The sequence below is a fragment of the Succinimonas sp. genome (genome assembly GCF_045225735.1).
Classification (GTDB): Bacteria; Pseudomonadota; Gammaproteobacteria; order Enterobacterales; family Succinivibrionaceae; genus Succinimonas.
The window spans coordinates 1-4911 of the sequence record NZ_JBGVBR010000335.1 but is presented as its reverse complement, the minus strand read 5'-3'; the positions used below and the strand labels follow the sequence as shown (position 1 = coordinate 4911).

The 4911-nt window shown below is 47.9% G+C and carries 5 protein-coding genes; 1 reads left to right on the top strand and 4 read right to left on the bottom strand.

All coding sequences use genetic code 11. The features are described from left to right. On the top strand, positions 1 to 358 hold a 358-nt coding region (locus ACJROR_RS11930), incomplete at its 5' end, for a YihY family inner membrane protein (RefSeq protein WP_406547220.1). Between the two features lie 15 nt (positions 359 to 373). On the opposite strand, the gene ACJROR_RS11925 is transcribed toward ACJROR_RS11930, so the two are convergent. The 4 genes from ACJROR_RS11925 to ACJROR_RS11910 all read right to left on the bottom strand — a co-directional run. Further along, positions 374 to 847: a PTS sugar transporter subunit IIA gene (locus tag ACJROR_RS11925; RefSeq protein WP_406547219.1), complete on the bottom strand. Its 474-nt coding sequence runs from the start codon at positions 845 to 847 to the stop codon at positions 374 to 376. Between the two features lie 11 nt (positions 848 to 858). Then, a complete protein-coding gene (hpf, locus tag ACJROR_RS11920; RefSeq protein WP_406041187.1) occupies positions 859 to 1143 on the bottom strand; it encodes a ribosome hibernation-promoting factor, HPF/YfiA family in 285 nt (94 codons plus the stop codon). 367 nt (positions 1144 to 1510) lie between these two features. After that, positions 1511 to 3127: an RNA polymerase factor sigma-54 gene (locus ACJROR_RS11915; protein ID WP_406041189.1), complete on the bottom strand. Its 1617-nt coding sequence runs from the start codon at positions 3125 to 3127 to the stop codon at positions 1511 to 1513. Positions 3128 to 3261: 134 nt separating this feature from the next. Next, on the bottom strand, positions 3262 to 4911 hold a 1650-nt coding region (locus ACJROR_RS11910), incomplete at its 5' end, for an ATP-dependent DNA helicase RecG (protein WP_406547218.1).

Here is a 4911-nt window from a genome sequence, read left to right as displayed (position 1 = left end):
GAATACAAAAGTTAAATTTGTTCACGCTCTTTGCGGAGCCTTTCTTGCGGCATTGGCTCAGGAAATCATAAAGAGGGGTTTTACTTTCTATATTGTGAATTTTTCCAGCTATGCCAATGTTTACGGCGCCATAGCAGCAGTTCCGATTCTGATGCTGTGGGTATATGTTAACTGGTATGTAATTCTGGTAGGCGCTGAGGTTGCCGCCTCCATTAAGGCATATGGAGAGATTACCCAGTCAGCTGACAAAGCTGCGGCCGTGGCTGCCGCCAAGGATGCGGAAAAGGCAGTCCGGGCCAAGGCGGAGAATCTTATCAAGGAAGAGGAAACTGAGGCTGAAAAACAGCTGGAGCTGTAAACAGCGGTTCCGGTATTACGGTGATTTTTCCCTGGCGCAGACATTCACAATAAGGAGATAAATCTGATTGGGGATGTTGCGCAGGGATCTTATGGATTTGGTGATGGCGATATCAGAAAGAATCAGGGACGTTTCTTCAATGGTATCCGCATCCTCTTCAACGGTATCCTGATGAAGAAACAGCGCCAAGATAATATCGGCCTTGATATCCTCCATCTGCCCGTATGATATGGGATTTTCCAAAACCAGAAAGACCGCAGATTCCGCCGCGCTGTCGGGAATTATCATGTGCGGCAGGGCAAAACCGTTCTGAATATAGGTGGTGCCTATCTTTTCCCGGCTGTTCAGTCCGGTAATGATTTCCGTATTGCTAAGGCCGGTCAGACTGGCTCCCTGAGCAGCAATGATCTCGAAAATTTTTTTGCGGCTGTAACAAAGAACGGGGCTCATTACCCCGTTTTTCTTAAGTATAGATGATAAATCGAACATTACCGAAAAGCTTACTTGGTTAACTTCTCTTTGTGCCTTACTAACTGGCGTTCAAGTTTATCCACAAGTGCATCAATGGCGGCATACATCGTTTCGGCACCGGCTTCAGCAAAAAGATCGTCACCCTTAACGGCAATTCTGGCTTCAGCCTTATGCACGAGGTTTTCAATGGAAAGGATAACGTTAACAGACTTAACATACTCTTCAAGACGTTTCATATGATCCATCTTGTCGTTAACATAATTACGCAGCGCTTCGGTAACTTCAATATTATGACCGGTTATATTTATCTGCATAGAAACTCCTCAGTCTGGTGAATCTTAAAGCGAGATTCAGAGCTTTAGCTACGGCCCTCGCCATAGTTATAGTTTTATTTTAGATGTCTCTGACCTGTTAAATCCAGTCTTTAAGTCGCAAATGGTGATACCATCCATGGTTTTTAAGTACTATTGATTAAAAAGTGAACAAAAAAGGAGATAAACAGGATACGGGGTAACAGAGAGTCAGGGAAAGCGACGAAGCTTTGCCGGAAACGAGGCCGCATTAGTGCTTACGGCCCTGATGCTGTTATTTACAGTATCCTAAGATAAAGAAAGTTTGTCTTAGGATATAAACACCTCGGAGACTTTCCAAAACCGGGACTCCGCCATGAAGTCATATTGCTCAGCAGAATTTTTTTCTGAGATTTGATGACTCGATGTTAAGGGATTCGCGATATTTGGCAACAGTGCGTCTGGCTACCATAATCCCCTCGTTTTTCAGGATTTCCGACAGCTGACTGTCGCTGAGAGGATGGGATACGTCTTCTTCGTCAATAAGCTTTTTTATTTTTGCCCGTATGGCCGTTGACGAAAAGGTACCGCCGTTTTCCGTATTAACCGAGCTGGAAAAAAAGTACTTCAGCTCAAATGTACCCTGGGGGGTGTACATGTATTTTTCCGTGGTTACCCGGGATACGGTAGATTCATGAATGCCGATCTGAGAAGCCACGTCATTGAGCACCAATGGCTTCATTGCCTGCGGGCCCTTTTCAAAAAAATCCTGCTGCTCATTTGCTATGCACGTGGCTACCTTGAGCAGTGTGTCATTTCTCTTATTCAGGCTCTGAATAAACCAGTTGGCTTCCTGAAGATGGGATTTCAGATACTTGCTGTCTTCCGGCGATTTTACCGTTTGAATCATGGCACTGTAGGTTTCATTGATTTTGAGCCGGGGAACCGCAGCCGGGTTAAGCTCGGCCACCCATTTATTGTTTTTGCGCACAATTGCCACATCAGGAACAATATACTCCCTTGATTCATGATCGATGGTACGGCCCGGGTACGGTTCAAGATTTTTAATGATTCCTACGGCCTCTCGCAGTAATTGCTCATTTTTGACCTTTGTTTTTTTCTGCAGGGCGCTGATATCGTTAGCAGCCAGAAGATTCAGATATTCCCTGATTATCTGCCGGGCCAGCATTATGACAGGTTCGGTATCATCATATTCATCAAGCTGAGTCAGCAGGGTTTCTTCAAGATTTCTTCCGGCGACTCCCACGGGATCAAAATGCTGAATAACGCGGAGCACTCTGTCAATTTCTTCGGTGGTGGTACTGGGATATTGCTTCTGAACAGCTATAAGCAGATCTTCATTGGATTCGGCAAGATATCCGGATTCCTTTATTCCGTCGATGATGACCTCACCGATGAATTGTTCCTGAGGGGTTCCCCTGGTAAGGTTAAGCTGCCACAGGAGATGCTCCTTGAGACCGTAGGCAGTTTCTCCCTGATAGGTATCATCGGCTCCCTCGTAGGTTTTTCCCGCGGAAACGCCGGCAGAATAGTTCTCATTCCAGGTGTCGAATTCGTGATTGTCAATTTCAGCGGAGGATGGTGATTCCGAGACATTTGCGGCTTCCGGAGGAGCCGTTTCGGCCGGAAAATCAGCACTGTATTCATTTTCATAAAAATCGCCGCTGCCTTCCAGCTGTTTTGAAGAGCTCAATTCAGCACTGGAATTATATGGCACGTCATCGCTGGTTACCGGCTTGTCAGCGCCGAAGGAATCATCATCCTGTTTTTCCTGGCTGCTTTGCTGTTCAGTGATGGCGTCCAAAGAGGTGGTGGCGGATTCTGCGGAATCTTCTGTTTCCAAAAGGGGATTTCTGTCCAGAGTTTCCTGAATTTCTATTTCAAGTTCCTGCTGAGAAAGCTGCAAAAGCCGAATAGCCTGCTGCAGCTGAGGAGTCATTGCAAGGGTCTGAGTTACTGACTGTCTCAGATTAAGCATGTTTTTCATGAACAATCTCCCCCTGTAGATTCTCGGATAGGTTGCCGGCTGATTTTGTCAAGGGGATATTGTGCACTACCGGAGAGGCTTCGTATATCAGAGAGTTTGTTTATTGTGAGCCTCGCAAAAACTCAGAAGCAATTTTAAGCCTTGCCCGCCTTTTCTCCATCAGGATACCAGCGTTTGAGCAAAGAGCTTTCCAGTTCCGGATGCTTGCTGTGAATGGCGGCGGCGATTTCGGCTCCCTGTTCCAGAAGGGGCTCATCGCGGAACAGATTCGCCGCCCGGAAAATCATTTCTCCGGTCTGCCGGGTTCCCATCAGATCTCCGGGCCCTCTGATTTCCAGATCCTTCTCGGCAATGTAAAAGCCGTCGGTGCTTTCCTTTAGCACTTCCATTCTTTCAATGCCGGCCGGGCTGATGTTCCCTGAGCACAGGAGACAGCAGTAGGATTCGATTTTGCCGCGGCCCACTCTGCCGCGCAGCTGATGAAGCTGGGCCAGACCGTAGCGCTCTGCGTTTTCTATTACGATAAGAAAAGCATTGGGAACGTCAACGCCGACCTCGATTACGGATGTGGCTACCAGAATGTCGGTTTCTCCGTTCTTGAATCTGATCATGGCTTCTTCTTTTTCGGAGGGCTTCATCTGTCCGTGAACGATATCAATGCTGAGTCCGGGCAGATTTTCCTGAAGATAGTCTCTGGCATTTTCAGTATCCTGGCATTCCTCCAGAGTGTCCGATTCGTTTACCAGACAGCAGACCCAGTAAACCTGCAGGTGTTTCCGGCAGTTTTCCATGATTTTTGGGATCAGCTTATGCTTGTTATCAATGGAGAGCATAAAGGTTTTGATGGGGGTTCTGCCAGGAGGAAGTTCGTCAATCACCGATACCTTCATGTCAGCATACATTGTCTGGGCCAGCGTGCGGGGTATGGGGGTTGCCGTCATGGCCAGCATATGAGGCGTTTTACCGTCTTTTTCAGCCTTGCTGCGCAGTCTAAGCCTTTGATCTACGCCGAAACGATGCTGTTCATCGATGATAATTAGCTTCAGGTTTGCATAATGCACCGATTCCTGAAAAATCGCATGGGTTCCGATAATGATCCCCGCTTCTCCGCTTTCGATGAGTCTGAGCTCCTCTTTTCTTCGCGCCGCCTTGTATTTTCCCAGCAGGGTGGCTGTTTTTATGTTCAGAGGGGCAAACAGTTTGGCAATTTTTTCAGCATGCTGTTCGGCCAGGATTTCTGTGGGAGCCATGATGGCAGCCTGACAGCCGTTACCCACGGCAGTCAGGGCGGCCATAGCGGCCACCAGCGTTTTGCCTGATCCCACATCGCCCTGAACCAAACGGTTCATAGGAATATCGCTCATGAGATCCTGAATAATCTCCTCGGTAACCCGCTTCTGAGCATTGGTGGGCTGAAAGGGCAGGGCTGCGATAAATCTTTTCAGGAGCTCCGGTACGGGCTTAAGCGCAAAACCGTTGTTCTGACTGTTCATTTCCCGCAGTCTGATGAGACTGAGCTGATGCGCCGTCAGCTCTTCAATGATTATTCTTTTGCAGCACGGCGCGGAGAAATCTGAAAGCCTGGCAAGGGATTCGGAGGTGGCCGGATGGTGAATAGTCAGAAAACTCTCCAGGAGAGAACGGCCGGAATATTCCGTCAGGTATTCTGCCGGAATAAGTTCCGGCAGATTGTCGCTGTTTGCCATTTTCAGGGCAGCGTCGACGAATTTCCGCATTACCGGCATTTTAATCCCATGGGTAAGACCGTACAGCGGGGTAAAGGT

Coding starts and splice junctions, on each gene's coding strand:
- ACJROR_RS11925 (WP_406547219.1), bottom strand. CDS start 847: ATGTTCGATTTATCATCTATACTTAAGAAAAACGGGGTAATGAGCCCC.
- hpf (WP_406041187.1), bottom strand. CDS start 1,143: ATGCAGATAAATATAACCGGTCATAATATTGAAGTTACCGAAGCGCTG.
- ACJROR_RS11915 (WP_406041189.1), bottom strand. CDS start 3,127: ATGAAAAACATGCTTAATCTGAGACAGTCAGTAACTCAGACCCTTGCA.